This is a genomic window from Chromohalobacter sp., assembly GCF_039830575.1.
GTDB classification, from domain to species: Bacteria; Pseudomonadota; Gammaproteobacteria; order Pseudomonadales; family Halomonadaceae; genus Chromohalobacter; species Chromohalobacter israelensis.
Genome location: NZ_JBDOOX010000010.1, coordinates 14,531 through 38,390, shown reverse-complemented (window position 1 = coordinate 38,390; position 23,860 = coordinate 14,531). Strand labels below are relative to the sequence as shown.

Here is a 23,860-nt window from a genome sequence, read left to right as displayed (position 1 = left end):
CAACCGACGCGCCTGGCGGCCGGTACGCCGAGCGCTGTCGCCCGCCGTCTTGTCAACCTTAAGCAGTTAGACAGGTTGACATATCGGCGCAGCCTCGTACCCTCTTGGTCAACCTTTTAAAAATCATAAGTTGACCATAAGCGAGAATCTCATGACCGCCCAGTCCCGCGACCCTGCCTGGACCGATGCGTCGCCGACCTTCCAGCCGACGATGCGCCACGACTGGTCCCTGGAGGAGATCGAAGCGCTGTTCGCGCTGCCCTTCAACGACCTGCTGTTCCGTGCCCAGCAGGTCCACCGCGCGCACTTCGATCCCAACGCCGTGCAGGTCTCGACCCTGCTGTCGATCAAGACCGGCGCCTGCCCCGAGGACTGCAAGTACTGCCCGCAATCCGGGCACTACAACACCGGCCTCGGCAAGGAGAAGCTGCTCGAGATCGAGAAGGTGGAGCAGCAGGCCCGTGCCGCCAAGGCGGCCGGTGCCAGCCGCTTCTGCATGGGCGCCGCCTGGCGCAGCCCGCGGGAGAAGGATCTGCGGGTGGTGACGGAGATGGTCGGCCGGGTCAAGGCGCTGGGGCTGGAGACCTGCATGACCCTGGGCATGGTCGACGTCGATCAGGCCAGGCGCCTCGCCGAGGCCGGGCTCGACTACTACAACCACAACCTGGATACCTCGCCGGACTACTACGGCGAGATCATCACCACCCGCACCTATGCCGACCGCCTGGAGACGCTCGCCAACGTGCGCGAAGCGGGCATGAAGGTCTGCTCCGGCGGCATCCTGGGCATGGGCGAGGCGCCCCGCGATCGCGCCGCCCTGCTCCAGCAGCTGGTACGCCTGGATCCGCATCCCGAGTCGGTGCCGATCAACATGCTGGTCAAGGTGCCGGGCACCCCGATGGAAAACGTCGAGGACATGGACCCGCTGACGTTCATTCGCGCCATCGCCGTGGCCCGCATCCTGATGCCCAAGAGCCACGTGCGCCTGTCCGCCGGACGCGAGCAGATGGACGAGTCGACCCAGGCCCTGGCCTTCCTGGCCGGCGCCAACTCGATCTTCTACGGCGACACCCTGCTGACCACCGGCAACCCCCAGGTGGAGCGCGACCGGGCACTGTTCGACAAGCTCGGCCTGCATCCCGAACCCAGCGACCCGCATGCGGACGACGCCCACCGTGACGACGAACAGGCCGAGATCGCGCTGGCCCATGCCATTCAGCGCCAGCGCGACGACGCCCTTTTCTACGACGCCACCCGGGGCTGAGTCATGGGCTCGCGTACGGATCCCTGGTCGGCGCGGCTGGCGAAGGCCGCGGAACAGCGCCATGCCGACGGCGGCTGGCGGCAGCGTCCCACGCTGAGCGATGTCGCGCCCTTCATCGACTTCGCCGGCAACGATTATCTGGGCCTGGCCGACGATCCGCGTCTGGCCGAGGCTCAGGCCGAGGCCGCGAGACGCCTGGGAGCCGGCGCCAAGGCATCGCACCTGGTGTCCGGCCACCTCGAGATCCATGAACGTCTCGAGCGACGCCTGGCCCAACTGACCGGACGTCCCCGTGCCCTGCTTTTCTCCACCGGCTACATGGCCAATCTCGGCGTCCTGCAGGCGCTGTGCGACCACCATACGCGCGTGTTCCAGGATCGTCTGAACCACGCCTCGCTGATCGATGGCGCAAGGCTCGCCGGCGCGACCTCGCGGCGTTTTCACCATCGCGACCTCGAGGATCTGGAGCGGCTGCTCGCCCGCGCCCCGGACGATGCGCCGACGCTGGTGGTCAGCGACGGCGTGTTCAGCATGGACGGCGACGTGGCCGAGGTGGGAGCGCTCGCCGCGACCGCCCGTCGCCACGGGGCCTGGCTGATGATCGACGACGCCCATGGTCTCGGTGTGCTCGGCGAGGTCGGCGACGGTTGCGTGGGTCGCGCCCATGATCGTCGTGAGGTGCCGGTGCTGGTCGGCACGCTCGGCAAGGCACTGGGCAGTGCCGGGGCCTTCGTGGCCGGCGACGAGGCGCTGATCGACCACCTGATCCAGTTTGCCCGTCCCTACGTCTACACTACCGCCCAGCCCCCCGGCGTGGCGGCGGCCACCCTGACCGCCCTGGATGTGCTCGAGCGCGAACCCGAGCGCCGCGCCCGACTGCATGAACGCATCGCCGACTTTCGACGCGAGGCTGGGACGCTCGGCTTGCCGCTGACCGACTCTCGGACGCCCATTCAACCCATCGTGCTGGGTGACAACGCCCGCGTCATGCGCTGGGCCGAGCGCTTGGCCCGGGCGGGATTGCGTGTCGGCGCCATCCGCGCGCCCACGGTCCCCAAGGGCGAGGCGCGGCTGCGCATCACCCTCTCCGCCGCCCACGACGACGACGCCCTGGGCGCTCTGCTCGAGGGGCTCGCGACCTGCCAGCGGGAGGAGGCCGCATGAGCGATTCGGCGACGAACACGCTGGTGCTGCTCTCCGGCTGGGGCTGCGATGCCCGCCTGTGGCAGGCGCTGGACGATCACTGGCCGGCCGGGCTCGAGGTCATGACGCCGGACTGGCCGGGCTATGGTCAGCGCGCCGCACTCACCGACCCCGCGTCGCTGGAGGCGCTGGTCGATGCCATGGTCGACGATCTCCCGCCTGACGCCATCTGGGTCGGCTGGTCGCTGGGCGGCCTGCTGGCGGCGGCCCTGCTCGACCGGCTGCCCGCGCCCCGCGCCCTGGTGCTGCTCGGCATGGGAGAACGCTTCCCGCATCCCGAGGGCGTCAGCCCAACCGCCCTGGCCCGCTTTCGCCAGGCCTTCCGGCGCGATCCGGTGGCGACCCACGCCCACTTCATGCGCTGGCAGCTCGGCGGCGAGCCGTCGCCCCGGGCCGCCCATCGAAGGCTGCGCACCCTGCTCGGCGACGAGATCAACGCCGATGCCGCCACCCTGGCCGCGGGGCTCGCGCATCTCGCGGAGATCGACAATACCCGGCGCCTGGCCACGCCGCCCTGTCCGGTGCATCGGCTGGCCGGCGAGGACGACCCGCTGCTGGCCCCGACGGTTCGCGAACGGGCCGACTACCGCCTGCCCGGGGCCGGCCACTGCCCGCCGATCAGCCAACCGATGCGACTCACCCGTGCACTGGCCGCCATCGCCGTGGCGCCGACACGGTCACTCGCCGAGGCCTCCCTGGAGACGATGCCATGACCGCGCTGCCATGCCACGGCCTCGATGCAGGTACCGATGCCCGGGCACACGACTGGCGCGCCCGGGTCGCGCGTGCCTTTTCGCGTGCCGCGCCGCATTACGCCCGTCGCGCCACCGCCCAGCACGCCATGGGCAAGCGACTGCTCGAGCGATTGCCCGATCACGCTGGCGATGTGCTGGATCTGGGCTGCGGCCCCGGCGACCTGACCGCTGCGCTGGCAACGCATTACGGTGCCGCCTGCACGGTCAGCGGCCTGGACCTGGCGCCAGGCATGCTCGCCGAAGCGCATCGACGGCATCCCGGCGCGATCCGCTGGATATGCGGCGACGCCGCCGATCTGCCGCTACCCAATGCAAGCCTCGATCTCGTGGTCTCCAACCTGGCCATCCAGTGGTGCCCGGACCTGGACGCGGTGCTCGCCGAGATCCGCCGTGTGTCGAGACCGGGCGGCCGCGTGCTGATCAACACCCTGGCGCCGGGCACGCTGGACGAGGTCGGCCGGGCCTGGGAACGCCCGGCCGCGCTGCTCGAATTTCGCGACGCGGCCCGCCACCGCCGTGCCGCCCACGCAGCCGGCTTCCGCCGGGTCGAGATCACGGCGCGTCTCGAGCGCTTCCATTATCCCGACCTCGCCGCGGTGATGGCCTCCATCAAGGGGGTGGGCGCCCAGGTGGCCCGCGGCGGAGCGCGGCTCTCGCGCGCCGACGTGGCCCGCGCCGCCCGGCGCTTCGAGACGCTGCGCACCGACGCCGGCCTGCCCGTCTCCTACCACCTTCTGACGCTCGATCTGGAACGCTGACATGACCGCCTATTTCGTGACCGGCACCGACACCGACGCCGGCAAGACTCTCGTGGCCAGCGGCCTGCTGGCGCTGGCCCGCCGTCGCGGCCTGACCACCCTGGGGCTCAAGCCCGTGGCCTCCGGCTGCGAGTCCACCACCGAAGGGCTGCGCAACATCGACGCTCTGACTCTCCAGGCCCAGAGCATGCCGACCCCGCCCTACGCCACCCTCAATCCCTATGCCTATGCGCCGGCCATCGCGCCGCATCTGGCCGCCCGTCGGGCCGGCAGGATACCCACCCTCGACGCCCTGGTCGCGCACGTCGCCGAACCGTTGGCCGAGAAGCGCGACCTGACGCTGATCGAGGGTGCCGGCGGCTGGCGGGTACCGCTCAACGACGACGAGGACCTCGCCGGCCTGGCGGTGCGCCTCGAACTGCCGGTGATCCTGGTCGTCGGGCTCCAGCTCGGCTGCCTGAACCACGCCCGGCTCAGCGCCGAGGCGATCCGCGCCGACGGCCTGCCGCTGGCCGGCTGGGTGGGCAACCTGATCGACCCGGGCCTGTCCTTCGACGAGGTCGCCGACGAAGCCTGCTATCGCGACAACCTGGCGACCCTCGAGCGCACGCTGGAGGCGCCCTGCCTGGGCATCGTGCCGCGCCTGGCCGCCGACACGCCGGACGCGCGCGCCCGTGCCGCCGCCGACTATCTGACGCTGCCCGGCGATGCGTGACGTCCAGCCCCCGCGCCCTGATACGCAACCCCCATGCGAGGCCCCCCGATGACATCTCCCGTCTGGCATCCTTACGCGCACCTCAAGACCCAAGCTCCCGCCCCCAAGGTGGTCGGCGGCGACGGCCCGCGCTTCACCCTGGACACCGGCGAGTCGCTGCTCGACGCCACCTGCTCCTGGTGGTGCATGATCCACGGCTATCGTCACCCCCGCCTGGTGCGCGCCATCCAGCAACAGGCCGATGAACTCTGCCACGTGATGCTCGGTGGCCTGACCCACGCGCCGGCCGACCGCCTGGCCCGGGAACTGGTGCGCGTCACGCCCGCCGGCCTGAACCATGTGTTCTTCTCCGACAGCGGCTCGGTGGGCATGGAAGTGGCCATGAAGATGGCCGTGCAGTACCACCATCTGCGCGGCAAGCCGGCCAAGCGCCGCATGCTGACCCTGATGAAGGCCTATCACGGCGACACCGCCGGGTGCATGGCGGTGTGCGATCCCGAGGAAGGCATGCATTCGCTGTTCGCGGGCTTCCTGCCGCAGCATCACTTCGCGCCGGCGCCCACCGCCGGCTTCGAGGCCAGCCGTGAAGAAGTGCAGGCCGACCTCGATGCCCTGCGCGCCGTGCTGGAGGCCCATCATGAGGAAATAGGCGCTCTGCTGATGGAGCCGTTGCTGCAGGCGGCCGGCGGGCTCAACATGACCTCGCCCCACTACCTGCGCGGCGCCCGGGAGCTGTGCGACGAGTTCGACGTGCTGCTGGTGTTCGACGAGGTGGCCACCGGCTTCGGGCGTACCGGACGGATGTTCGCCGCCGACCACGCCGACGTGACCCCGGACATCATGGTGCTATCCAAGGGGCTCACCGGCGGCTACCTGGGCCATGCCGCGACGCTGGCCACCGACCGGGTGTATTCGGCGTTCATCGGGGATAGTCCCGAACATGCCTTCATGCACGGCCCCACCTTCATGGGCAATCCGCTGGCCTGCCGGGTGGCACTGGAAAGCCTGGCGGTGTTCGAGGAGGACAATTATCTGGGCCGCATACAGACGCTCAACGGCGTGCTGCGCGAGGAATTGCGCGACGACGCGGCGTTGCGCGCCCACCCGGCCGTGGCCGACGTGCGCGTGCTGGGCGCCACCGCGGTGATCGAGGTCCACGACGCCGCCGCCCTCGCGGGCGTGGCCGACTTCGCCCGGGAACGAGGCGTGTGGCTGCGCCCCTTCGGCCGCTGGCTGTACACCATGCCGGCCTATGTCACCTCGACTCACGACTTGCGCCGTATCACCGAGGTCATGAAGCATTGGTTCATCGACCGTCGCGCACCATGACGTGTCTGGCGAGGCGTGCGTGATGAGCGCTCATGCGGTGGAACGCCCGCGGCCCGCGCCGGCAATCGTGCTTCCTGCCCCGGCGCTGGATTACGTCTTCGGCCCCCGGCGATGTTAACCTGTAGGGCTCATGTGCCATCTCATTCACCGGCACCGCGAATTCCGCGAGGAGTCATCCGTGCAGCCATTGCCGCCTCCCCACCCGACCAATGCCCAGGGACGCCAACGGCGGGTCGGGGTGGAAATCGAATTCGCCGGCATCATGCCCGACACCGCCGCTCGGCTGGTCGCCGAGTGCTTCGGTGGCGATATCGTGCGCCAGAGCCCCCACCGCATGAGTGTCGAAGGCACGCCCTGGGGCAAGTTCACCATCGAGCTGGACAGCAAGTACGTGCATCCCGACGCGACGGTCATGCAGGCCAACGGGATGACGCCGGGCAAGGCACCTTCGGCGGGACGCGAGTGGCGCGTGGAATTCCATCAACGCTCCCGCGAGTGGCTCGGCGAGATGGTCGCTGGGCTCGTGCCCACCGAAATCGTCTCGCCGCCGATCCCCTGGTCGGAGCTCGGCGAGTTCGACCGCCTCTTCGACGCCCTGCGTCGCTATGGCGCGGAAGGCACCGACGCCAGCGTCTTTTACGGCTTCGGCCTGCATCTCAATCCCGAGGTGCCGGATACCGGCACCGCCAGTGTGCTGGCCCACCTGCAGGCCTACACCATCCTGGCCGCCTGGCTGCGCGATCAGATTCGGGTCGACCTTACGCGCGAGATCCTGCCGCATACCAATCCGTTTCCCAAGGCCTATGCCCTGAGGATCCTCGCGCCCGACTACGCGCCGACACGGGCCCAACTGATCAGCGACTATCTGCGCGACAACCCGACGCGCAACCGCGAGCTGGACATGTGCCCGCTGTTTGCCCATCTGGCGCCAGAGTCGGCGCACCCGTTGCTGCATGAGTCACTGGTCAAGCCGCGCCCCACGTTCCATTACCGTTTGCCCAACGCTCAGCTCAACGCGCCCGGCTGGGGCAGCGTCACGGAATGGAACCGCTGGGTGACGGTCGAACGCCTGGCCGCCGATGCGCACAGCCTGCACACGCAGCGGCAGGCCTACTGCGCCCACCATACGCAATCCACGGTGAGCCACTGGCTGGACAAGCTGAAACGCTGGGTGGAAGGATGAGGGCAAGGCCGCTGATCGGGATCACCACGTCCGACCACAAGAGTCTGATGGCCTGGGCCTGCGACTGGCTCGCCGTATGGCGTGCCGGAGGCCGCCCGGTGCGACTGTCGCCATCGCGCGAGATCCCCGAGGGGCTCGCGGGCTTGATGGTCGGCGGTGGCGACGATATCGGCGCCCAGTTGTATGGGGGAGAGATGCGGCTGGACGTGCGCGTCGACCCGGCACGGGACCGTCTCGAGCTCTCGCTGCTCGAACGCTTTCTTCCCCAGCGACTCCCCGTACTGGGCATCTGCCGGGGCGCACAGATCATCAACGTCCACTGCGGCGGCACGCTGATCGGCGATATCTACACCGCCTACGATCACGTGCGCCGTCAACGCACCGTACTGCCCCGCAAGCATGTCCACATCACCGCCGACAGCCGCCTGCACGGCCTGCTTGGCGTTTCGCGATGCCGCGTCAACAGCCTTCATCATCAGGCGGTGGACCGGCTCGGCGACGCCCTGGAAGTGGTGGCGCGCGATCGCGACGGCCTGATCCAGGCCATCGAGGCGCCAACCCACCCATACCTCATCGGCGTCCAGTGGCATCCCGAATTCCTGGTTTTCAACCGTCCCCAGCAGCGCCTGATCCGAGGCCTCGTCGACGCCGCGCGACGCTCCTAGAAGAGCCCGAAAGACGACGCCCCGCACATCGGCGGGGCGTCGTGGCATGGCGAGGTCGCGCGTCAATGCGTCACGATGGCATGACCGCCAGTCGGCGCCCGCTGGACGTTTGCATCAAGTACACGCCGATGATCACGCCCAGCCCGCCCAGCGCGGCGACGTAGACCGCAGGGAACAGCGGATGCACGGTCATCAATACCGACACCACGATGGGCGTGAAGCCACCGAAGATGGCGTAGGCGACGTTATAGGAAAACGACAGTCCCGTGAAACGCACCACCGCCGGAAACGACTTGACGGCGATGGTGGGTACCACACCGACGATCCCCACCGCGAAGCCGCACAGGATATAGAGCGGCGTCAGCCATTCGGGGTGCGTGCTCACGGTGGTCATCATCACCCAGTAGCTGATGGCCAGCAGCACGCCCCAAAAGGCGATGGTCGGGCCGCTGCCGAGGCGATCCGCGCACCAGCCGGAAGCCAGACTCCCCACCACGACACCGAGAATGGCATACACATTGGCCAGCGAGGCATCCAGGCCATACCGCGTCTCGAGCAGACTCGGCGTCATCAGGATCACCACCACGATGGCGGCGGTGAGAATCCAGGTCACGCCCATCGACAGCACCACGCTCGGCAAGTGGTTGCGCAAGACGCTCTTGACCGGCAGTTCCTCGGCCAGCGCCTTTTTCTGCTGCATTTCGGCGAAGACCGGCGTCTCGTGCAGCCAGCGCCGCAGATACACGGCCAGCAATCCGAACACCCCGCCGATCAAGAACGGAATCCGCCAGGCATACGCGGCCAGCTCCGCATCACTGTAGGTGGTCTTGATGAACGCCGACATCAGCGAGCCGATGAGAATGCCCGATACCAGGCCGGCGGACAGCGTGCCGCAGGCGAAGCCCACATGGTGGCGCTTGACGTGCTCGGTGACGAACACCCAGGCGCCGGGAACTTCACCGCCCACGGCGGCCCCTTGCAGGATGCGCAGCGCCACCAGCAGCAAGGGCGCCGCATACCCCAGGGTGTCGTAGGTGGGCATCACGCCGATCAGCAGCGTCGGCACCGACATCAGGAAGATCGACAGGGTGAACATCTTCTTGCGCCCCAGCAGATCGCCGAAATGCGCCATGATGATGCCGCCCAGCGGGCGTGCCAGGTAGCCGGCGGCGAAGATCCCGAAGGTCTGGATCTGACGCAGCCATTCGGGCATTTCAGGGGGAAAGAACAGTTGCCCCACCACCGTCGCGAAGTACACGAAAATGATGAAGTCGTAGAATTCCAGGGCGCCGCCGAGCGCGGACAGCGACAGCACCTTGACGTCGCGACGATTCAGCGGGCGCGACGCACTCGCGTCGGTCTCTTGCGAAGTAGCCATGATGGATGTGGTCTTCCGTTCGAATGATCGGTGATCGTGTTATGTCAGCGTCCAGCGTCGCGGCACCCAAACAAGGCGGGAGGTACCGGCCGACGACCGCGCAGGAGGCTAACAGATTCACGGGAAGACTTCAGCGCCGTTGTCAAGGTTTGTACGGCACCGTGGGAAGAACAATCTCACAGGGAGCATCAACGGGCCGGCCGAGGCCGGCCCGAATGGAACGCGTCGTTACCCTTCGAGTCGGGCGTCGAGCGTGATCTCGGCGTTCAGAAGGCGCGAGATCGGGCAACCTTCCTTGGCTTTCTGGGCGGCGTCATCGAAGCCCGCCTGATCGATACCCGGTACCTTGGCACGGGTGACGAGATCCACCTTGGTGACCTTGAAGCCGCTGTCGTCCTTGTCCAGCGTCACGGTCGCCTCGGTGCGCACGTCATCGGGGTCGTGGCCCGCTTCGCCCAGAATCATCGACAGCGCCATCGAATAGCAGCTGGCGTGGGAGGCCGCGATCAATTCCTCGGGATTGGTGCCCGGCTCGCCTTCGAAACGCGTGTTGAAACCGTATGGATTGTCCTTGAGCGCGCCGCTCTGGGTAGAGACCGTCCCCTTGCCACGCTTGAGACTGCCTTGCCAATGGGCGGAACCGGTTTTCTCGATACTCATTCGTGCCTCCTTTCGTGAGTGGACATGATGCCCCTACACCATAGTCCATATGGGTGATGTCGTGGACTTCAAGGGCTCACTCGTCGGCACGCACGGCGCGACATGCCGCCCACTCTTCCGCCAGGACCGCATGGCCCGCCTCGCGCAGGGCATCGACATTGCGCTCGGGGATCGATTCGGGATCGGGGTACGCCGCCACGGCCGCCTCGACGCTGGTCTCGCGCAGGAGATGCCACATCGGCCACGGCGACCGGTTGGTGTAATTGGCGGGGTCCTCCGCCGGCGCCCCGGCGAAGACATACTCGGGATGGAAGCTCGCCAGCTGGTAGATACCGGCATACCCTTCCGCCTCGAGCAACGCCTCGGCGACGTTCAAGAGATCCAGATAATCCTCGAAATCGGACATGCCGTCCGGCAGGATCATCAGCGTCGTATCGATGGCCGGCTCGGCATCCAGGCGACGACATTCATCGACCAGCGCGTGCAGCATGACCTGCGGATCATCGCCGCGCACCAGAGCATGACGAATGGTGTCGCGTCGAACCTCGCGACCGGCAAACGGGCAGATATTGCGTGCCACGACGAAGCGCGCCACCCAGGCGCGGGTCATGGCGATGACATCGGCATCCTGAGGACGCTCGGGCATGGGATCGATCCTGAAACGAAAGTGACGTTGCCAGTATACCGGACTTGCCGCATCCCGCCGTGTCGGCGCACCCTGAAGGCAAGCCCACATCCATGCCAGACTTGCCAGGGAGGCTCTCCACCATGACCACGTCCCCCGCCAACGACATTCCCCGCGTCACGCTGGCCGCCACCGAGCGTGAGCCCGCCGTCGCCCTGCCCGCCATCGGCCAGGGGACTTGGCACATGGGCGAGAACCGCGCCCCGCGACGCGACGAAGTCCATGCCCTGCAATACGGCCTCGACCTGGGGATGACACTGATCGATACCGCCGAGATGTACGCCGACGGCGGTGCCGAGGAAATCGTCGGCGAGGCCCTGCGCGGTCGTCGCGACGAGGCCTTCGTGGTCTCCAAGGTCTACCCGTGGAATGCCGGCCGCGAGGACGCCATCGCCGCCTGCGAGCGCAGCCTGCAACGCCTGGATACCGACTGTCTCGACCTCTATCTGCTGCATTGGCCCGGCAACGTTCCGCTGGAGGAAACGCTGGAAGCCTTCGAGCACCTGCAAGCCCAGGGCAAGATACGTCGCTACGGCGTCTCCAACTTCGACGTCGACGAAATGCGCGCCCTGCAGGCCGTTCCCGGCGGCGACCGCTGCGCCGTCAACCAGGTGCTCTACCATCTCGGCTCGCGCGGCATCGAGCACAGCCTGCTGCCCTGGCAGCGTGAACGCGGCCTGCCGACCATGGCCTACTGCCCCCTGGCCCAGGGCGGGCAAGCGCTCGACCACCCCGAGGTTCGCGCCATCGCCGACGCGTTCGGTGTCAGCCCCGCCCAGGTGCTGCTGGCCTGGGCGACCCGCCCCGCGCCCGACGGTCAACGCGATGTCATCGCCATCCCCAAGGCGGTACAGCCCGCACACGTCGAGGCCAATGCCGCCGCCATGCGGCTCGCGCTGGACGACGCCAGTCTCGCACGGCTGGACGCCGCCTTCCCCGCGCCGTCGCGCAAGCCGCCCCTGGATATCGTCTAGGCGTTGAAGACGCCGCCATACCGACGCTCAATCCTCGGGTGTGACACCGCCAAGGCAGGCGGCCTCTTGCTCCCCGTAGCCATATTCATCTTGCAACCCCTGATGAATGGCTCGGCGTTCATCGAGCGGCTTGTGCTGGCTCGCCTTGAGCTTGCCCTCGAGGCGGTCGACGGTGATCTCGATCCCGACGATGGCGCGGCACATCGCGGCGATGTAATCGTCGGGGGCATCCTCGACCCGCCAGGGCCTCTGCCGCTCGCCTTCGAAGCGCTCGGTGAGCGCGGTCACCATCTCGCGCAGCCAGCGTGGATCGTCGATCAGGCGCAGCCGGCCATGCGCGTGCACCACCTGATAGTTCCAGGTCGGCACCACCTTGCCGTGCTCACGCTTGGCCGGATACCAGCTCGGCGTGATATAGGCCTGAGGCCCATGAAAGATCGCCAGGGCCTCGATGCCCTCCAGGGAGCTTTCGCCCCTCCCGGCAAGCGGATTGGCACGGGCGATATGGCCACGCAAGGTATCCGATGGCCACTCGCCTCCCGCCGGTGTCAGCAACAGCGGCAAGTGATCGGCACACAGCTCGCCGGAGGCATCACGGGTCACCAGCGTGGCGAAAGGCGCCTCCTCGATGGCCCGATGACATTCGGCGCGACTGTCGATGTGGAACTGGGGCGGCTGATACATGGTTCGACTCTCAGGAGGGAAAAGGATCGTGACGCAGGGCGGCCGTCATCGACGTGAGAGAACGATGCTGGCGGCCCGTGGCATCGAAGTTCTCGGGGGCCAGCCAGCGGCGGTGGCACTCGCGAACCGCCGGCCACTCGCCATCCAGCAGCGAGAACCAGGCCGTATCCCGGTTTCGCCCGGCCACGACCCGGTGCTGGCGAAAGATACCCTCGAAGCGGAAACCGAGCCGCTCGGCGGCACGGCGGGATGGCGCATTCAGGGCATCGCACTTCCACTCGAGACGCCGATATCCCCGGTCGAAGGCATGGGCCATCATCAGCATCAGCGCTTCACTGGATATCGGGGTCCGTGCCATGCGGGGCGAGAAGCTCAGATGGCCGATCTCGATGCGGCCATCGGCCGGCACGATATTGAGATACGCGGCCATGCCCACCGCCCGCGCCTCGATGGCATCGACGACGGCGTAACAGCACATCTCCCGGGCTGCACTCATGCGGGCCAGCCAGCCTCGACAGCCGGCCGCGTCGTCGAAGGGACGGCCCCCCAGATAGGTCCAGCGGGCGCGCGCCTCGGTGTCGTTGTCGATCTCCGGGGCCGGCACCTGCCACGCCTGCCACAGGGCCTCGGCATGGCGGGCGACATCCAGCGGTTCCAGCCGGCAGAAACGCCCTGCCAGGCATTCGGCATCAGGTTCTGACGGCGGTTGCCAATGCGGGATGTCGGAACCGACCGGCTGGCCGTAGTCGTTGGTTCGATGGGTCATGGCATCAGGTTTCAAATCGTCAGCAGGTAGGTATCGAAGGCCTGGTCGCGCTGCCAGCCAAGCGCATGGTAACGGGCCTTGGCCGTCTCGTTGTCGACCTGGGTGCGCAGCATCAACTGTGGCACATCATGAGCGAGAGCCAGCTCGCGAGCCGCTTCCAGCAAGGCACTCCCGGCACCCTGGCGGCGAGCATCGGGCATGACGAACAGATCGTTGAGAATCCAGCGCGATGACAGGCTGGTCGTGGAAGGCACCGGGAAGAGCTGTGCAAAGCCGATCGCATGGTCGTCGTCATCGAGGGCCAGCAGCACATGAGCATCGCCCCTGGAAAAGCGTTCTTGCATGAAACGACGGGCACCGTCGACATCGCTGGACTGGCGGTAGAAGCGGCGATAGCCATCGACCAGGGGCACCAGGTCGTCGAGGTGGGCGGAGGTGGCAGAGCGAATCGTGATCATGGCAAGGCTCGCGTTCGGACATGACGAAACCTCAGTCTGGCGACATAATGGTTCCCCAAGAAGAACCAGTTTGTCCTATTTATGGGGAACCAGTGGCTGATCCGAATGCTCACCGTCTCTGGATTCAGGAGGCACTGAATCTTCAACTGGCCGAGCCGGATGCCCGTACGCTCGGCCAGCGCCTTTACGACGCCCTGCGCGGCGGCATCCAGCAGGGCCGGCTCCCTCCGGGGAGTGCACTGCCCTCGTCCCGTCAATTGGCGACCGAGCTCGGCATCGGGCGCAACACGGTGCTGAGTGCGGTCGACCGCCTCGTCGCCGAAGGCTTTTTGGTGTCGCGTCCCGGCGCCGGGGTCTTCATTGCCGACTGGCAGCGGGGTCCCCAGACGCCCCTCGATGTCCCATCCTCGACGCCCGTGACGCTCTCGCGTCGTGGCGAACGCCTGCTCGATTTCACGGCGCCCCCGAGCGCACGTCATGCGGCCTTCGCGCCGGGCGTGCCGGCGCTGGATCGTTTTCCTCGCGAGCGCTGGCAACGCTTGCTGCGCCGTCATCAGCAACGCGCCCCCATCGACTGGTTCGATTACCGGAATGAAGGCGGCGTGAAGGCACTGCGCGAGGCACTGTGCGACTACTTGCGCTTATCGCGCTCGGTGCGCTGCCGGCCGGAACAGGTCCTGATCACTCAGGGTGCGCAACAGGGCTTCGAGCTGATCGCGCGCCTGCTCGCCGATGTCGGGGATGACGTCTGGCTGGAGGAGCCGGGCTACGGCGGTGCGCAGGCCTGCTTCGCCGCCGCAGGCCTGAGCCTGCAACCGGTGCCGGTCGACGACGAGGGCCTGAACGTCGCGTCGCTGCCCCCCGAGACGCCCTCCCCCAAACTGATCTACGTGACACCGTCGCACCAGTACCCCAGCGGCGCGACCCTGTCGCTGGCGCGCCGCACGGCACTGCTGGGACTTGCCCAGCAGCATGGCGCCTGGATCATCGAGGACGACTACGACAGCGAGTTCCGCTATACCAGCGCGCCCATCGCTTCGCTCCAGGGGCTGATGGACAACGCCCCGGTGATCTATGTCGGCACCTTCAGCAAGGTCCTTTATCCAGGGCTGCGGCTGGGGTATCTGGTGCTGCCGCCCTCGCTGGTGACGAGCTTTCAGCGCATCAACGCCCGCCTGCACCGGGAAGGGCAGTACGTGACCCAGGCGGCGCTTGCCGACTTCATCGGCGAAGGCCATTTCGCGCGCCACGTCGCCCGCATGCGCCAGTGCTACCGGGCGCGGCAGGCCACGCTGCGACGCGCCCTGGCGCCGGCAGTGGCACGCGGGCTCGAACTCTCGTCCGGCCATGCGGGAATGCACCTGGTCGCCTACCTGGCAAGCCACGACCTGGAACGCGAGCTGATCCGTCGTGGAGAGCAGGCAGGCCTGCGGCTGTCGCCGCTTTCCGACCATTATCTGCAGGCCCCCGGCCGGCCAGGCCTCGTTCTCGGCTACGCCGGTGCCCCGGAAGCCGAGATCGAGCGCGCCGGACGCTGGCTCGGCGAGCACTGGCTGGCACTGACGACCTAACCTCTTCGCGAGGCCAGGCGATCCGCCAGCCGGGTCGGTTCGGGCAGCTTGGTCCTGCCCAGGCAGGCAATCGCCCATTCCAGTGCCGTGGCCTGATCCAGCCGATGCCCGGGAGAGACGATCACCGGCTTGACGTTCTCGCGGGAACGCAGCATCGCGCCGATGACCACGCGTCCTTCGGCGTCGACCTCGACGTCGGCGGGGTCCTCGGCACGCCGGCGGTCGGTGAGCGGCGTCCATGCACCGCGCGTGGTCGGCACTTCGCCATGACGACCGCAAAGCACCTTCTTGGCCACGCCGAGGGTCGGCACGTCCAGCCACAAGCCCAGGTGCGACGCCACGCCGAGCCGCCTGGGATGCGCGATGCCCTGACCGTCGACCATGACCAGATCGGGATGCGCTGCCAGTCGTTCGAAGGCGCCCAGCGCGGCGGGAATCTCGCGGAACGACAGCAAGCCGGGAATGTAGGGCATCCGCGTGGGTTCGCGGTGAACCACCGACTCGCGCACCGCAAGCGACGGCCAGTCGAGCACCACCACCGCCGCGCGCGTGGTCTCGCCATCGTCCTCGAAGCCGATATCCACGCCCGCGATGCAGCTCACCGCTTCCGGTCTGCCGTGCCTGACCACGCGCGGCGCCAGGCGACGCTGCAACGCCACGGCCTCCTCGGCGGAAAGACTCCACTCATGCAATGCGGCCTGCCTGGCCATAACGCTTCCTCCTTGTCTTGAACGCCTCCCGGCCCGGCCCCTTGGCACGGCCATTGGGCCGTCCCGCGTCAACCGGTAGACTGAAGGGCCGGTATAGGAGATTTGCGTGAAACTCATCCACACTGCGGACTGGCATCTGGGCCAGACGTTCCACGGTCAGGAGCGCCATGTCGAGCAACGCGCCTTTCTCGACTGGCTGCTGACGACGCTCGACACGCGCCGCCCCGACGCCCTGCTGGTCGCGGGGGACGTCTTCGACGTGGTCAATCCCTCGCTGCGCGCCCAGGAACTGCTCTATGACTTCATCGTCGAGGCGCATCAGCGGCTGCCGCAACTGACCATCGTCATGATCGCCGGCAATCACGACAGCGGCAACCGCATCGAGCTGCCCGCGCCGTTGATGCAGCGCCTCAACACCCATGCTCTGGGCCGCGTGCGCTGGCTCGACGACGGCCGGCTCGACGCCGAGCACCTGCTGATCCCGCTCACCGATGCCAGTGGCGAGACACGTGCCTGGTGCCTGGCCTTGCCCTTCCTGCGCCCGGCGGAGGTCACCGGCGCTTTCACGGCCAGCGACGACACCCAATGCGAGGCGCGCCACGATTACGTCGCCGGCATCACCCAAGTGCACCGGCAACTGATCGCCGCCGCCCGCGAGCGCCGCGCTCCCGACCAGGCGCTCGTCGCCATGAGTCACGCCCACCTGCACGGCGCCACCGTCTCCGAGGCCAGCGAGCGCCCCATCGTCATCGGCGGCGAGGAATCGATCCCGGCCTCGCTGTTCCCCGCTGACATCGCCTACGTGGCACTGGGCCATTTGCACCGCGCTCAGCAGGTCGGCGAGTCGCGCATCCGCTACAGCGGCAGCCCCTTGCCGCTGGATTTCAGCGAAGTGGCCTACCCTCATCAGGTCGTCGAGATCACGCTGGAGAACGAACGTCTCGCCGGCGTGGAAACGCTGGCCATACCGCGCCCGGTGGCCATGCACCGTCTTGGCCCGGCACCACTGGATGACGTGCTCGTCGAGCTGGACGCCCTGGAGGATACGCCCGACCTGCCGCGCGAGCGCTGGCCCTGGCTGGAGGTGCGCGTCGAGCTCGAGGCACCCATGCCGGACCTGCGTGCTCGCGTGGAGGCCGCGCTGGCCGGCAGGAGCTTGCGCCTGTTGCGTCTGGAACGACGTCTGCCCCGGGTCGCGACCGACGATGCCCCGGCCCGGGTGGAGCTGGCCTCGCTCGGTCCGCGCAAGCTGTTCGAACGCACCTGGCAAGCCCGTTGGGGCGAAGCGCCGGACACGGCGACTCTGGCCGACTTCGACCGATTGCGTCAGGCCATCATGGACGACGACGAGACACCCACATGAAGATCCTCGCCCTGCGCCTGGCCAATCTGGCCTCGATTCCCGGTCCGCTGGAGCTCGACTTCACCGCCGCACCGCTGCGCGATGCCGGGCTGTTCGCCATCACCGGCCCCACCGGCGCCGGCAAGAGTACCCTGCTCGACGCCCTGTGCCTGGCGCTCTACGGCGGCACGCCTCGGCTGCGTCAGGCCCCCGGCCGCGAGGCGCCATTGCCTGACGTGGAAGGAGAAACCCTCAACACCGCCGACCCGCGTACCCTGCTGCGGCGCGGTACCGCCAGCGGCCATGCCGAGGTCGATTTCCTGGGCCGCGACGGCCGCCGCTACCGCGCCCGCTGGGCCGTGCGTCGCGCCCGCGAGAAGGCCGACGGCAAGCTGCAGAAGATCGAGCAGTCGCTCACCGACCTGGACAGCGACCGCCTGTTGACCACCCAGAAGCGCGAGTTCGACCGCCTGCTGCCCGAGCGGCTGGGGCTGAGCTTCGAGCAATTCACCCGGGCCGTCCTGCTGGCCCAGAGCGAGTTCGCCGACTTTCTCAAGGCCGATGACAACGAACGCAGCGACCTGCTCGAGCGCCTGACCGGCACCGCCGAGTACTCGGCGATTTCGATCGCTGCCTATCGGCGTGCCAGCGACGCGAAACGCGCCGTCGACGCCCTGGAGACCAGGCTCGCCGACGATCTGCCCGCCGACAGCGAGGCCCGTGCCGAGCTGGAACGTCACGCCCAGCAGACCCAGGCCGAGCTCGATGCCGTGCAACGCCAGGCCCGGCATCTCGAGGCACAGGCCCAGTGGCATGCCACGGATACCAAGCTGCGCGACGCCCGGGATCACGGTCAACGCGAATACCGCGATGCCGAGGCGCACTGGCAGACGCTGGCCCCTCAGCGGGCCGATCGCGAATGGCGACGCCTGATCGCCCCTCAGCGTCATCGTCTGGCCCGCCAGGCCGAGCTGCCCCACGAAATCGCCCGGCTCGAGAAAACACATGCCGCCACGCGCGAAGACCTGGCACGCGCCGAGACCGCGCAGCACGGCGCCACCCGGGCACGCGACGATGCCGAGCAAGCGCTCGCCCAGACCGAAGCGGCCCGTCAGCATGCCGAACCGACGCTACGCCAGGCGCGCGAGCAGACCCAGCAACTTGCCACCCAGGAGCAGCAGCTCGCGGAACTGGAACAACGCCACGCCGAGCGCCACCGTCAGTCGGAAGCACTGGCCGCGCGGCACCGTCAGGCCCGCGAGACGCAGCAACGACAGCGCCAGCAGCGCGACGACTGGCAAGCCACCCTGCGCCAATCGATGGGTGACCACGCCCGCGTGGCGGATGCCCGCCAGGCCGCTCAGCAGGCACATGACCAGGCCGCCCAGCGTCACCTGGCGTTGGGCGAGCTGCACAGCCGTTGGCAGGATGTCCAGCGCGCCGATGACGCCCATCGCACGCTCACCGAACGCCTCGACGCGGATACCCAACGCCGTGAGACCCTGCTGACCCAGGGGCAGGCCGCACGTCAGCGTCGTGACGACTGCGATCGCCATTACCGCACGGTGCGCGAGATGGTCGAACGCAACCGCGCGGTGCGCAGCGAAAGCGTGACCCGGCTCCGCGAGCACCTGCAGGACGGTCAGCCTTGCCCGGTCTGTGGCGGACTCGACCACCCCTGGCGCCACGCGCCGCCGGCCAGCCCGGAATCCGCCCAGCTCGAGGCCCAGCAAGCGGAAGAAGAACGCCAGCTCACCCAGGCCCAGCAGGCACTGGACGATGCCCAGCAGCAACGCGACGAACTGCTCGGCCACTATCGCGCGCTGGAAACCTCGCTGACGCAACAACGTCAGGATCTCGCCGACGCCGATAAGCGACGGCAGGCGGCACACCGGGCCCTCGACGCGCACGCCCTCGGCGCCGAACTGGCCGCCATCGAGCCGCCGGCACGCGATGACTGGCTGGTCCGTCAACGCCAGGATGCCGACGCCACGCGCCAGCAACACGCGCACCTCCTGCACACCCTGAGCCAGGCCGAACGCGAACTCGAACCCCTCGAGGAAGCATTGCGCCAGAGCGAGTTGACGCTCGCCCAGCTCGATACCCAGCGCACCGGGCTGGATCAGGAACTGGCCCAACTGGCGGAACGTCTGCCGCCCTTGCGCGAAGCACGTGATGCCTGCGCCGCGCAACTCGCGGGGCTGCTCGGCGAACACGCCTCGCCGGATGCCTGGCAGCAGTCTCTCGACGCCGCTCGAGACAGCGCCCGCCAGGCCCGCGACGCCGCGCTGACACGCCTGCATGACGCCCAGCAGCATCGTCAGACGCTTGCTCAGCAGGCCCAGCACGAGAGCGAGCGCCTGGACGCGTTGCGCGACGAAAAACGCATCCTCGATCGCGACCTGGCCGAGTGGCGCGCCATGCATCCGGATCTGAGCGACGCCCTCCTGGAACGCCTACTGGCGCAGACCGAGGACGAGATCCAGCGTCAGGAACGTCAACTCGAAGAAACCGAGCGAACCCGACAACGCACCGAAGCCACTCTCGCCGAGCGCCGCCAGGCCTTGATCGCCCATCGCCGCGACCAGGAACTCGTCGCCAAGGACGCTGACGAGACGGCGCTGCTTGGCGATGCCGCCGAGGAGGAGATCGCCCGTCGCCGGCTTGCTCTCGACCACGCTCGGGAGGAGCTGGCGCCCCGGCACGACGCCGCACAAGCGGCCCGCGATCACGCTGCCCACGCCCTGCACGACGATGATCGTCGCCGCGAGCGACAGCAGGCCGGCCAGGCCGAGCTCGAGGCAGCACGCCACGAATATCGACGCTGGGGCCGCATCAGCGAGCTGATCGGCTCCGCCGACGGCAAGGTCTTCCGACGCATCGCCCAGGCCTACAACCTGGAGCAGTTGCTGGAGCATGCCAACGCTCACTTGCACGGACTCAGTCGCCGCTACCGCCTGATGCGCGGCGGCAGCGAGCTGGGCCTGCTGGTGATCGATCATGACATGGGCGACGAGCGTCGCTCGGTGCACTCGCTCTCCGGCGGCGAGACCTTCCTCGTCTCGCTGGCCCTGGCGCTGGGACTGGCCTCCATGGCCTCCGGCGAACTAACCATCGAATCGCTGTTCATCGATGAAGGGTTCGGCAGCCTCGACCCGCAATCCCTGGCCCTGGCCATGGAGGCGCTCGACGGCCTGCAAGCCCTGGGCCGCCGCGTCGGCGTGATCTCCCACGTCCAAGAAATGCACGAACGCATCCCGGTGCAGATTCAGGTCGAACCGCTGGGCAACGGCACCAGTCGTGCGAGGTTGGTGAGCACCTAAGCAGCACGAGTATCCAAGAAATAGAGGCGGCTGCCTCCGCCCTCATCAGCCCAGCGTCATAACGCCCGAAGCCGCGACCAAAGACGGCCGATACCGAGGGAACTGACGCACAGCATGATCCCGACACCCATGGAGATACCACCGCGCCAGAAACTTTCGGGACTGGAGGAGCCCAGCGTTTCCAATCTCGCATAGTGCGTTCCCAGCGTGACCAGACCCGCCGCAAGGTAACCGATGCCAATCAAGGCGGCGCCCACGGCTATCAGAGTCGCCGACGAGACTGAGGAGTCGGCCTCGTACGGTGCTAACCATCGACTGATCGGCTTGCGCGCCAGGATAAGCGCCGCTCCCAGCAGTAAACTGACGAGAAAGTGCACGCCTTGGATGACGAGCATATTCGGTGCCCCCGCCTCTTGCGCCATAGAAGAGCTGGACCAGGCAACATAAAGAGATGTGGCCTGGTTCGAGAGCGTCCTTACCAGAAGCCAAATCCCCGCAATACCCAACAGCGCTTCACACAACGCGCGAGTATGAAAACTGAGCATATGTCTCCTTGTCACGATCAAAGCAGCCACTAGGGGCCTAAGCCCTATTAAGTTCCCCTTACAAAAGCGACGGACGCCTCATCTACACCAGAACGCCGTGCCCAAGGCACGGCGTCTGGCATCGATGGCGACAGGCGGGAGGCTCAGCCGGCGAGTTTAGCGGCCATTTCGGCGATGTGCTGGCCCTGGAAACGGGCGATGGTCAGCTCGTTTTCGCTGGGTTGGCGGCTGCCGTCGCCACCGGCAATGGTCGTCGCGCCATAGGGCGTCCCGCCGGAGACCTCATCGAGCTCGGTCAGGGCCGGGCAGGAGTAAGGTACACCGACGACCGCCATGCCATGATGCAGCAGGGTGGTATGAATCGAGGTCAGCGTAGTTTCCTGTCCGCCATGCTGACTGGCGGTGGAGGTGAAGGCGCCACCCAGCTTGCCGATCAGCTTGCCTTGCGCCCAGAGGCCCCCCGTCTTGTCCCAGAAATTGCGCATCTGCGAAGCCATGTTGCCGAAGCGCGTGGGCGTACCGACGACAATCGCGTCGTACTCGGCCAGCACGCTGGGATCGTCCAGCACGGCGGCGGTGGTGTCTTCCTTGTAGCCCGACTTGGCGGCCACCTCGTCGGGCACGAGCTCGGCCACGCGATACAGATCCACCTGGGTGCCGGCGACGCCCCGGGCCCCTTCGGCGACGGCGTTGGCCAGTGTTTCGACATGCCCGTAACTGGAATAGTACAGAACCAGAACCTTGCTCACGTGAGTGCTCTCCCGCTGGGTGAATGAACCCTTTCAAGATGGGGCAAAGCGCTGGTGGCGTCAAAGCACGGGCATGCTAGGCTGGCGCAACACATCCCCGCCGGGAGGCCGCCGTGTCCGACACCACTGCCCTGCTCGAACGCCTGGTTGGCTTCGATACCGTCTCGCGTCACTCCAACCTGGAACTGATCGCCTTCATCGAACGTTATCTCGCCGAGCACGACGTGCCCTTTACCCGCATCGACAACGATGACGGCAGCAAGGCCAACCTGCTGGCCCGCATCGGCCCCGAGGTCGCGGGGGGCGTGGTGCTGTCCGGGCATACCGACGTGGTACCGGTGGATGGCCAGCCCTGGAGCAGCGATCCCTTCACCCTGACCGACAAAGGCGACGGCCGCCTCTACGGACGCGGCAGCTGCGACATGAAGGGCTTCATCGCCAGCGCACTGGCACAGGTACCCCAGTGGCAGGCCAGCGATCTGCAACGGCCCGTCTATCTGGCGTTTTCCTACGACGAGGAAGTAGGCTGCCTGGGCGCGCCCCGCCTGATCGAACGTCTGATGGCCGATGCGCCGACGCCGGCGGCGGTCATCGTCGGCGAGCCCACGCTGATGGCACCGGTGGTGGCCCAGAAAGGCATCACCAACCTGCGCACCACGGTCACAGGCCGCGAGGCGCATTCCAGCCAGGTGCGCCAGGGGGTGTCCGCCGTCCATGTGGCCGCCCGCCTGGTGACCCGCATCGAGGACATCATGGCGGAACTGGTCAGCGAGGGGCGTGTCGACCCGCTCTTCAACGTCCCCCATTCCAGCCTGCATGTGGGCAAGATCCAGGGCGGCACGGCGATCAACATCATGGCGCGCGAGTGTCATTTCGACTGGGAGATCCGTCACCTGCCGACGGACGGCTTCGAGGCCCTGTTCGAGCGCTTCCAGCACTACGCCGAGTCATTGATCCACGACCTGCGCCCGCGCGCGCCGCAGATCGCCATTCATACCGAGCACTTGACCGAGACCGTGCCCGCCCTGGCCGACCGCGACAACCGGGCGGCGGTGACGTTATGCCAGTCGCTGCTCGGCGCCACCGACAGCGAAGCCGTGGCCTATGCCACCGAAGCGGGGCAATTCCAACGCGCCGGCCTGCCCACGGTGATTTGCGGCCCCGGCAGCATCGCCCAGGCACACCAGCCCGACGAATACCTGGAGGTGGCGCAACTCGAGGCGGCGGATGCCTTCATGGCGGCGCTCGGCCAGCGCCTGGCAAGTAGCGACTGACGTCGCGGCACCGCCATCGCGAGAACCTCTACCATCGGCGCCTTGTCGAAATGTTCGACATATGCCAGCGTGGCCCAAACGGTTCGGAACGATGTCACGTGAAGAGTAAGCAGACCCCATCCCGAAAACGTCCCAGCGTCGCCGAGGCGCTGGCCCAGGAGATCTTCTCCGGCGAGTACCAACCGGGGGACTTCGTGCCGCGCGAAGTCGACCTGTGCGAGCGCTTCGCCCTCAATCGCTCGGCGGTGCGCAGCGACCTGCGCCAGCTGGTCGATGCCGGGATCATCGAACGCATTTCCGGTCATGGCTCGAAAGTCCGGGAATATTCGGACTGGAACATCCTCGATGCGCAGGTCACCGAGTGGATGACGCGCTACGCCGCGCCCAATCCTGGCGTGCAGCGCGAGATTCTGGCCTTCCGCCTGGATGTCGAGCCCTACGTGGCGATGACCGCCGCCAAGCGTGCCACGGCGCACGACCTGGTCGCCATCGAAGAGGCCTTCAACGGCATGGGCAGCGACCTGAACGACCCCACGTCGAACGACAGTGGGCGCCTGCACAGCGATTACGACATCGCCTTCCACGTGGCGATCTTCAAGGCCACGCACAATATCGTGTGGTCCCAGCTCTCGCATATCCTGCGGCCGTCGATCCTGCTGCTGATCGAAACCTCGAACGTCAGTGCCAGCGACCCCGCCCAGAGTCTGGAGCGCCACCGCCTGCTGATGGAAAGCATTCGCGCACGCCGCCCCCACGAGGCATTCCTGGCCGCCCAGGCCGTGCTCGCCGGCACCGCCAGCGCACTGGGACTGGAAATCCCCGAGACACCGCTCGGGCATAACGCCGAGCTGCTCTCGCCGACCTGACGC

The 23,860-nt window shown here is 67.6% G+C and carries 23 protein-coding genes; 14 read left to right on the top strand and 9 right to left on the bottom strand.

What is annotated here, in order from left to right; genetic code table 11:
* Positions 1–211: 211 nt before the first annotated feature.
* The 8 genes from bioB to ABGX75_RS09205 all read left to right on the top strand — a co-directional run bounded on the left by bioB (position 212) and on the right by ABGX75_RS09205 (position 7,872).
* On the top strand, positions 212–1,264 hold the full coding sequence (gene bioB / locus ABGX75_RS09240; protein WP_179152343.1) for a biotin synthase BioB: 1,053 nt from the start codon (positions 212–214) through the stop codon (positions 1,262–1,264).
* A gap of 3 nt (positions 1,265–1,267) precedes the next feature.
* On the top strand, positions 1,268–2,428 hold the full coding sequence (gene bioF, locus ABGX75_RS09235; protein ID WP_179152260.1) for an 8-amino-7-oxononanoate synthase: 1,161 nt from the start codon (positions 1,268–1,270) through the stop codon (positions 2,426–2,428).
* Positions 2,425–3,180: an alpha/beta fold hydrolase gene (locus ABGX75_RS09230; RefSeq protein WP_347410577.1), complete on the top strand. Its 756-nt coding sequence runs from the start codon at positions 2,425–2,427 to the stop codon at positions 3,178–3,180. The genes bioF and ABGX75_RS09230 overlap by 4 nt, the downstream gene beginning before the upstream one ends.
* Positions 3,177–3,980, top strand: a complete 804-nt coding sequence (locus ABGX75_RS09225) for a methyltransferase domain-containing protein (RefSeq protein WP_035410677.1) — start codon at positions 3,177–3,179, stop codon at positions 3,978–3,980. The genes ABGX75_RS09230 and ABGX75_RS09225 overlap by 4 nt, the downstream gene beginning before the upstream one ends.
* Before the next feature lies 1 nt (position 3,981).
* Positions 3,982–4,695, top strand: coding sequence for a dethiobiotin synthase (gene bioD, locus ABGX75_RS09220; RefSeq protein ID WP_287124141.1), 714 nt, complete (start codon positions 3,982–3,984; stop codon positions 4,693–4,695).
* A gap of 48 nt (positions 4,696–4,743) precedes the next feature.
* On the top strand, positions 4,744–6,024 hold the full coding sequence (gene bioA / locus ABGX75_RS09215) for an adenosylmethionine--8-amino-7-oxononanoate transaminase (RefSeq protein WP_347410576.1): 1,281 nt from the start codon (positions 4,744–4,746) through the stop codon (positions 6,022–6,024).
* Between the two features lie 178 nt (positions 6,025–6,202).
* A complete protein-coding gene (locus ABGX75_RS09210; protein ID WP_043558042.1) occupies positions 6,203–7,207 on the top strand; it encodes an amidoligase family protein in 1,005 nt (334 codons plus the stop codon).
* Positions 7,204–7,872, top strand: a complete 669-nt coding sequence (locus tag ABGX75_RS09205; protein WP_011506462.1) for a gamma-glutamyl-gamma-aminobutyrate hydrolase — start codon at positions 7,204–7,206, stop codon at positions 7,870–7,872. The genes ABGX75_RS09210 and ABGX75_RS09205 overlap by 4 nt, the downstream gene beginning before the upstream one ends.
* A gap of 70 nt (positions 7,873–7,942) precedes the next feature.
* Here the strand turns inward: ABGX75_RS09205 and ABGX75_RS09200 are convergent, their stop codons facing one another.
* The 3 genes from ABGX75_RS09200 to ABGX75_RS09190 form a co-directional block, all read right to left on the bottom strand.
* On the bottom strand, positions 7,943–9,250 hold the full coding sequence (locus ABGX75_RS09200; RefSeq protein WP_110062180.1) for an MFS transporter: 1,308 nt from the start codon (positions 9,248–9,250) through the stop codon (positions 7,943–7,945).
* A 228-nt stretch (positions 9,251–9,478) separates the two neighbouring features.
* Complete coding sequence (locus ABGX75_RS09195) at positions 9,479–9,910, bottom strand: OsmC family protein (protein ID WP_110062181.1); 432 nt, start codon at positions 9,908–9,910, stop codon at positions 9,479–9,481.
* Between the two features lie 76 nt (positions 9,911–9,986).
* Positions 9,987–10,556, bottom strand: a complete 570-nt coding sequence (locus ABGX75_RS09190; protein WP_035410697.1) for a DUF1415 domain-containing protein — start codon at positions 10,554–10,556, stop codon at positions 9,987–9,989.
* Positions 10,557–10,678: 122 nt separating this feature from the next.
* On the opposite strand from ABGX75_RS09190, the gene ABGX75_RS09185 reads away from it, so the two are divergent.
* Positions 10,679–11,569 (top strand): aldo/keto reductase, encoded by an 891-nt coding sequence (locus tag ABGX75_RS09185; RefSeq protein ID WP_256985149.1) that lies wholly within the window; start codon positions 10,679–10,681, stop codon positions 11,567–11,569.
* A gap of 27 nt (positions 11,570–11,596) precedes the next feature.
* On the opposite strand, the gene ABGX75_RS09180 is transcribed toward ABGX75_RS09185, so the two are convergent.
* The 3 genes from ABGX75_RS09180 to ABGX75_RS09170 are packed head-to-tail and all read right to left on the bottom strand — an operon-like array spanning position 11,597 to position 13,477.
* Positions 11,597–12,253: an FMN-binding negative transcriptional regulator gene (locus ABGX75_RS09180; RefSeq protein WP_179152264.1), complete on the bottom strand. Its 657-nt coding sequence runs from the start codon at positions 12,251–12,253 to the stop codon at positions 11,597–11,599.
* A 10-nt stretch (positions 12,254–12,263) separates the two neighbouring features.
* The gene (locus tag ABGX75_RS09175) at positions 12,264–13,019 is read right to left on the bottom strand and encodes a GNAT family protein (RefSeq protein ID WP_347410575.1); all 756 of its coding nucleotides are present in this window, start codon (positions 13,017–13,019) and stop codon (positions 12,264–12,266) included.
* An 11-nt stretch (positions 13,020–13,030) separates the two neighbouring features.
* Positions 13,031–13,477, bottom strand: coding sequence for a GNAT family N-acetyltransferase (locus ABGX75_RS09170; protein ID WP_179152266.1), 447 nt, complete (start codon positions 13,475–13,477; stop codon positions 13,031–13,033).
* 92 nt (positions 13,478–13,569) lie between these two features.
* On the opposite strand from ABGX75_RS09170, the gene ABGX75_RS09165 reads away from it, so the two are divergent.
* The gene (locus ABGX75_RS09165) at positions 13,570–15,048 is read left to right on the top strand and encodes a PLP-dependent aminotransferase family protein (protein ID WP_179152267.1); all 1,479 of its coding nucleotides are present in this window, start codon (positions 13,570–13,572) and stop codon (positions 15,046–15,048) included.
* On the opposite strand, the gene nfi is transcribed toward ABGX75_RS09165, so the two are convergent.
* Positions 15,045–15,758 (bottom strand): deoxyribonuclease V, encoded by a 714-nt coding sequence (gene nfi, locus ABGX75_RS09160; RefSeq protein WP_035410714.1) that lies wholly within the window; start codon positions 15,756–15,758, stop codon positions 15,045–15,047. The two genes, ABGX75_RS09165 and nfi, sit on opposite strands and share 4 nt — an antisense overlap.
* Before the next feature lie 106 nt (positions 15,759–15,864).
* On the opposite strand from nfi, the gene ABGX75_RS09155 reads away from it, so the two are divergent.
* Both ABGX75_RS09155 and ABGX75_RS09150 read left to right on the top strand, forming a co-directional pair.
* Positions 15,865–17,121, top strand: a complete 1,257-nt coding sequence (locus ABGX75_RS09155) for an exonuclease SbcCD subunit D C-terminal domain-containing protein (RefSeq protein WP_347410574.1) — start codon at positions 15,865–15,867, stop codon at positions 17,119–17,121.
* On the top strand, positions 17,118–20,423 hold the full coding sequence (locus ABGX75_RS09150) for an AAA family ATPase (RefSeq protein WP_347410573.1): 3,306 nt from the start codon (positions 17,118–17,120) through the stop codon (positions 20,421–20,423). The genes ABGX75_RS09155 and ABGX75_RS09150 overlap by 4 nt, the downstream gene beginning before the upstream one ends.
* Positions 20,424–20,479: 56 nt before the next feature.
* Here the strand turns inward: ABGX75_RS09150 and ABGX75_RS09145 are convergent, their stop codons facing one another.
* Both ABGX75_RS09145 and wrbA read right to left on the bottom strand, forming a co-directional pair.
* A complete protein-coding gene (locus ABGX75_RS09145; RefSeq protein WP_347410572.1) occupies positions 20,480–20,968 on the bottom strand; it encodes a hypothetical protein in 489 nt (162 codons plus the stop codon).
* A 143-nt stretch (positions 20,969–21,111) separates the two neighbouring features.
* Entirely contained in the window at positions 21,112–21,717 is a 606-nt protein-coding gene (gene wrbA / locus ABGX75_RS09140) for an NAD(P)H:quinone oxidoreductase (RefSeq protein WP_035410723.1), read from the bottom strand.
* Between the two features lie 113 nt (positions 21,718–21,830).
* Here wrbA and argE point away from each other — a divergent pair, with 113 nt between their 5' ends.
* Together argE and ABGX75_RS09130 are read left to right on the top strand one after the other, a co-directional pair.
* Complete coding sequence (gene argE, locus ABGX75_RS09135; RefSeq protein WP_347410571.1) at positions 21,831–22,991, top strand: acetylornithine deacetylase; 1,161 nt, start codon at positions 21,831–21,833, stop codon at positions 22,989–22,991.
* A 98-nt stretch (positions 22,992–23,089) separates the two neighbouring features.
* Positions 23,090–23,857, top strand: coding sequence for an FCD domain-containing protein (locus tag ABGX75_RS09130; protein ID WP_035410729.1), 768 nt, complete (start codon positions 23,090–23,092; stop codon positions 23,855–23,857).
* Positions 23,858–23,860: the final 3 nt, after the last annotated feature.

What these genes read in the sequence shown, in the direction of transcription:
- ABGX75_RS09175 (WP_347410575.1), bottom strand. Translation starts at nt 13,019, where the DNA reads ATGACCCATCGAACCAACGACTACGGCCAGCCGGTCGGTTCCGACATC.
- ABGX75_RS09185 (WP_256985149.1), top strand. Translation starts at nt 10,679, where the DNA reads ATGACCACGTCCCCCGCCAACGACATTCCCCGCGTCACGCTGGCCGCC.
- ABGX75_RS09230 (WP_347410577.1), top strand. Translation starts at nt 2,425, where the DNA reads ATGAGCGATTCGGCGACGAACACGCTGGTGCTGCTCTCCGGCTGGGGC.
- ABGX75_RS09145 (WP_347410572.1), bottom strand. Translation starts at nt 20,968, where the DNA reads ATGCTCAGTTTTCATACTCGCGCGTTGTGTGAAGCGCTGTTGGGTATT.
- ABGX75_RS09150 (WP_347410573.1), top strand. Translation starts at nt 17,118, where the DNA reads ATGAAGATCCTCGCCCTGCGCCTGGCCAATCTGGCCTCGATTCCCGGT.
- ABGX75_RS09200 (WP_110062180.1), bottom strand. Translation starts at nt 9,250, where the DNA reads ATGGCTACTTCGCAAGAGACCGACGCGAGTGCGTCGCGCCCGCTGAAT.
- bioB (WP_179152343.1), top strand. Translation starts at nt 212, where the DNA reads ATGCGCCACGACTGGTCCCTGGAGGAGATCGAAGCGCTGTTCGCGCTG.
- ABGX75_RS09195 (WP_110062181.1), bottom strand. Translation starts at nt 9,910, where the DNA reads ATGAGTATCGAGAAAACCGGTTCCGCCCATTGGCAAGGCAGTCTCAAG.
- ABGX75_RS09180 (WP_179152264.1), bottom strand. Translation starts at nt 12,253, where the DNA reads ATGTATCAGCCGCCCCAGTTCCACATCGACAGTCGCGCCGAATGTCAT.
- bioF (WP_179152260.1), top strand. Translation starts at nt 1,268, where the DNA reads ATGGGCTCGCGTACGGATCCCTGGTCGGCGCGGCTGGCGAAGGCCGCG.
- bioA (WP_347410576.1), top strand. Translation starts at nt 4,744, where the DNA reads ATGACATCTCCCGTCTGGCATCCTTACGCGCACCTCAAGACCCAAGCT.
- ABGX75_RS09170 (WP_179152266.1), bottom strand. Translation starts at nt 13,477, where the DNA reads ATGATCACGATTCGCTCTGCCACCTCCGCCCACCTCGACGACCTGGTG.
- nfi (WP_035410714.1), bottom strand. Translation starts at nt 15,758, where the DNA reads ATGGCCAGGCAGGCCGCATTGCATGAGTGGAGTCTTTCCGCCGAGGAG.
- ABGX75_RS09225 (WP_035410677.1), top strand. Translation starts at nt 3,177, where the DNA reads ATGACCGCGCTGCCATGCCACGGCCTCGATGCAGGTACCGATGCCCGG.
- ABGX75_RS09205 (WP_011506462.1), top strand. Translation starts at nt 7,204, where the DNA reads ATGAGGGCAAGGCCGCTGATCGGGATCACCACGTCCGACCACAAGAGT.
- bioD (WP_287124141.1), top strand. Translation starts at nt 3,982, where the DNA reads ATGACCGCCTATTTCGTGACCGGCACCGACACCGACGCCGGCAAGACT.
- ABGX75_RS09190 (WP_035410697.1), bottom strand. Translation starts at nt 10,556, where the DNA reads ATGCCCGAGCGTCCTCAGGATGCCGATGTCATCGCCATGACCCGCGCC.